4 protein-coding genes and 1 pseudogene are annotated in these 4,037 nt (G+C 64.7%); 1 reads left to right on the forward strand and 4 read right to left on the reverse strand.

Annotated features, from left to right (window positions below; all coding sequences use genetic code 11):
* The 3 genes and pseudogenes from DBR22_RS14430 to DBR22_RS14440 form a co-directional block, all read right to left on the reverse strand.
* Positions 1–236 (reverse strand): annotated as a pseudogene (locus tag DBR22_RS14430) (carbohydrate ABC transporter permease); the annotation flags it as partial.
* Positions 233–1,177 carry a carbohydrate ABC transporter permease gene (locus DBR22_RS14435; RefSeq protein ID WP_258229213.1) on the reverse strand — a complete coding sequence of 315 codons (945 nt, stop codon included), beginning with the start codon at positions 1,175–1,177 and terminating at the stop codon, positions 233–235. The pseudogene DBR22_RS14430 and the gene DBR22_RS14435, both read right to left, overlap by 4 nt.
* Positions 1,178–1,291: 114 nt before the next feature.
* On the reverse strand, positions 1,292–2,584 hold the full coding sequence (locus tag DBR22_RS14440; protein WP_108599588.1) for an ABC transporter substrate-binding protein: 1,293 nt from the start codon (positions 2,582–2,584) through the stop codon (positions 1,292–1,294).
* A gap of 135 nt (positions 2,585–2,719) precedes the next feature.
* Here DBR22_RS14440 and DBR22_RS14445 point away from each other — a divergent pair, with 135 nt between their 5' ends.
* Positions 2,720–3,544, forward strand: a complete 825-nt coding sequence (locus tag DBR22_RS14445) for a FadR/GntR family transcriptional regulator (protein WP_258229214.1) — start codon at positions 2,720–2,722, stop codon at positions 3,542–3,544.
* On the opposite strand, the gene DBR22_RS14450 is transcribed toward DBR22_RS14445, so the two are convergent.
* Positions 3,541–4,037, reverse strand: a 497-nt coding sequence (locus DBR22_RS14450; RefSeq protein WP_181365194.1) for an Ig-like domain-containing protein, incomplete at its 5' end; no start/stop codon positions are given. The two genes, DBR22_RS14445 and DBR22_RS14450, sit on opposite strands and share 4 nt — an antisense overlap.

Consider the following 4,037-nt stretch of genomic DNA (forward strand, 5'->3'; position numbering starts at 1 on the left):
GCGTAGTTCTCGCCGGTCGGGGCGAAGAACAGCGCCTTGCCGGTGTCGTAGATGTCCACGTTGGTCTTGAAGGAGGCCAGCAGCATCCAGGCGAGCGGGGCAATCAGGAAAAGCACCACTGCGATCAGGGCTGCGACGCGGAAGACCTTGTAGGCGCGTGTGGCCAGGGGCTTCCGACGGCGGCGGATCACCTGCGGCTGTCCGGCGGAGGTCTGGTCTGGGGTCAGGACGGTCATTTGCTTACCGCTTTCTTGCGCATGGTCAGCAGCCACATGGTGCCGATGATGATCATGAAGAACAGGATCAGCACCGCGGAGGACAGCCCGTACTGGTTGTAGTCGAAGCTCAGGCCGTAGGCGTAGACGTTCAGGGTCTCCACTTCGTGGAAGGAACCGCCGCCTTTGCCCTTGGTGGCGTAGAGGATGTCGAAGGTCTTCAGGGCGTCGATGCCCCGGAGCAGGATGGCCACAATCACGGTGGGCATCATGAGCGGAAGGGTGATGTAGAAGAAGCGCTGGAACGCGCTGGCGCCGTCCACCCTGGCCGCCTCGTCAGGTTCGTCGGAGAGTGAGGTCAGGCCGGCAAGCAGGATCAGCACCACCATCGGGGTCCACTGCCACACGTCCATGAAGATGGTGGTTCCCAGCGCGGTGTCCTGGCCGGAGAGCCACGGCTGTGCGGGAATTCCGATCATGCCCAGCAGCTGGTTGGCGAAACCGATGTTGGGATCGAAGATCAGCCGCCACATCATGCCCACTGCCACCGGGGTGGCAACCAGCGGAAGGAGGATCGCCACCCGAACCCACTTTTCGCCGCGGAAGGGGCGCCAGAGGAGCAGGGCGATGCCCATGCCGAGCACCACCTCACAGACCAGCGCGACGCCGGTGAAGGACAGGGTACGGCCGACGGCGGGCCAGAAGCGTTCGGTGTCGGAGAGGACCGTGAGGTAGTTCTGCAGGCCGATGAACTCGGTGGCGGCACGGACGGAGCCCTGCGAATCGGTGAGGCTCAGGTACAGGGTCCAGGCCAGGGGGAAGACAATCAGGACCCCGACGAAGATCATCGCGGGCGCTGCGAAAAGCCACTTGCGGTGCCGGTTGGACCAGTTGGAGAAGTTCCCACGCATGCTGGGAGGCCGGCCGGCGCTGCGCGCAGGAGCGCTGCGGGGAGCGTTCATTACAGACATGTTCACCTAAGGAGTTGGAGGGTGAAGAGGGGCCGCGGCGGGACGGCAACTTAGCTGCCGTCCCGCCGGGCTGTTGATGCAACGCGGGCGCCAAGGCGCCGGGTGCTATTTCTTTTCGTTGTCCAGGAACTGCTGGAAAGCCTGGTGGGCGCTGTCGGCAGCGGCTGATGCATCCCCGCCGGTGATGGAAGCAACGATCGGCTCACCCACGATTTCGCGGGCCTTGCCTACCGTGACAACCTCCGGGCGGTCGTGGCCCACACCGTTCTTGGCGCTGACTGCAATGGCCTCAGCGAGGTCCTTGGGGTAGGTGGATGTTCCCTCGGAGTTCGCCCAGACCGAGGCACGGGGCCCCGGGACGCCGGCCTTCTGCGCGGCCAGGGTGCGGTCCTTGCTGGTGGCCCACTGGATGAACTTCCAGGCGTTGTCCTGGTTGCCTGAGGCCTCGTTCACAGCCAGGCCCCACGACGGAATGTTGTAAGGCTTCGAACCCGCCGGGCCGGCTGGCAGGGCGGCGAAACCGACCGTGTCAGCAACCTTGGACTTGGCCGGGTCAGTGGCGTTCTTGTAGAGCGAATCGGCCTCGGTGTAGAAGGCCGCCTTGCCCTGGGTGAAGATTGCCATGGCTTCGGGCCAGCTCATGTCCGTGCTGACGTTGGCGGGGCCGTAGTTCCTGATCAGGCCGCCGTAGAAGGCGTAGGCCTCCTTGGCAGCAGCGGAGTTGACCGTGGACTTGCCGCTGGCATCGGTGAAGTCGCCGCCGAAGCTGTAGAGGAAGCTGGAGAACTGGGTGACCGCGGCGGACTTGCCGGTGCGGGCCACAAAGCCGGCGGTGTCCGGGGAAGACGCCTTGATGGCCTTCGCCGCAGCCTCGAGCTCTTCCATGGTCTTGGGTACCTGCAGACCTGCGGCCTGCAGGAGGTCCTTGCGGTAGTAGAGCACTTCGCGTTCGGTGATGATGGGGACGCCCACTACCTTTCCGTCAACGGTGGTGGCCTTGACCGGGCCTTCCTGGTAGTCCTTCCAGTCCCAGGCGGCGTCCGAGGAAACCTTGCCGGTCAGGTCTGCGAGGTAGCCGTTCTTCGCGAATGCCTTGCCCTCCTGGAGCGGGCGGTACATCATGACGTCGATTTCGTCGCTGCCGGCGTTCAGCTTGACGTTGTATTGATCAGAGAGCTGGTCTTCGCCGAGCTGGGTCAGTTCGACCTTCAGGCCGCTGGACTGCTCGAATTCCGGGATGGCTGCCTTGATGCCTTCGGTCCAGACGTGGTTGGCCAGGGTGACCCGGACGGTGCCGGATTCCTTGGCGTCTTCGCTGCCGCTGCCGCTGCAGGCGGTCAGCCCGAGCGAAAGTGCGGCGGCGACTGCCGCGTACTTCACTATTGAACGTCGCTTCATTACGACTCCCTCATTTCAGGGCTGACGTCACTGTCCAGCCGCATACAAATGCATCTTTACATCTGCTCTGGAAGAGAGCATAGGTAAATAAGGCAGACATATACAAGCCTTTTTACTAAGCAGTATGATTTATCTATGAAAATCCCCCAGATGGTCCCGCCAACTGATCTCCACGGTTCGCTGGTACAGAGTCTGGGACTCGCGATCGCTGAGGGGCACTTCGCACCGAACTCGGTCCTGAGGCTTGACGAGCTTGAAGCGCAGCACAAAGTCTCGCGGTCCGTGGTCCGGGAGGCCGCCCGGGTGTTGTCTTCCAAAGGCATGCTGGCTTCCCGCCGCCGGTTCGGCACAGTGGTGCAGCCCGAAGAAGCCTGGAACCTCTACGACCCGCAGGTGATCCGCTGGCGGCTGGCTTCCTCCCGCCGGCTCGAACAGCTCCAGTCCCTCAATGAACTCCGAGGCGCGATTGAGCCGCAGGCCGCCCGCCTCGCTGCGGAACGCGCCTCCTGGGATGCCGGCAGCGATCTCGTATCCCATGCGGCCCGGCTGTGGGCGGCAGGCCAGCGCGGCGACCAGGAGGAATTCCTGCGGTTGGACGTGGAGTTCCACGCCGCTGTCCTGAAGGCATCGGGCAACGCCATGTTTGCCCAGCTGCAGAACCTGGTGGCCGAGGTCCTCACCGGCCGCGCGGAGCACGGCCTGATGCCCCACCTGCCCGACCACCAGGCGCTGCAGCTGCATGTGGACGTGGCCAGCGCCATCCAGCGTGGCGAGGCCGCCGCCGCACACGCGGCCATGAGCAGGATTGTGGAACAGTTCGCCGAGGAAGTGGGCACCATCTGGTCCGAACATCACCCGGGCGCCGCGGACGCACGGGGGCGGCAGCCGGCAGAGTCCGGCGGCGCCCCCCAATTGCCGCCGTCGGACTTCCTGCCTGGCGCTACGGAACTGGTCCGCTAGAACGAACCGGTGGTGAACTGCCAGGTCTTGGTGACCAGTTGGTTGCCGGCGAGATCGCGGATGGCTGCGGGTCCGCCGGTGACAGTGACGGTGTATTTGGTCTTGGCGGCCAGGGCCTGCTGGGGGTCCAGGATCCACTGGTTGGTAGTGCCGTTGCGGAACACAGCGGCAGGAACCAGTGCCCCCGTGGCGGCGTTTTTCACCGTGAACGTCGCTGGGCCGGCGCCTTGTACCACCTCGCTGAAGGTGACGGCAACATTGTTGCTCCGCCGGACCAGGAGGGCGTTGGCGCCCGGGGTGAAGGCGGTGATTGCGGGCGCCGGACCCGTGCGGAATGTCCAGTTGGTGCTCGCCAGCGGTGTGCCCGCGGTATCGCGGATCGCCGTGCTGCCGCCCACGAGGGTAGCTGTGAAGGTGCCGTCAGACGCCAGCCCTGAAGCCGGATCGAGGGTGGCCGTTCTGGTGGCGGCGTTGTAGCTAACGGTGGCCGGAA

It is taken from the genome of Arthrobacter sp. HMWF013, from assembly GCF_003061105.1.
Classification (GTDB): Bacteria; Actinomycetota; Actinomycetes; order Actinomycetales; family Micrococcaceae; genus Arthrobacter.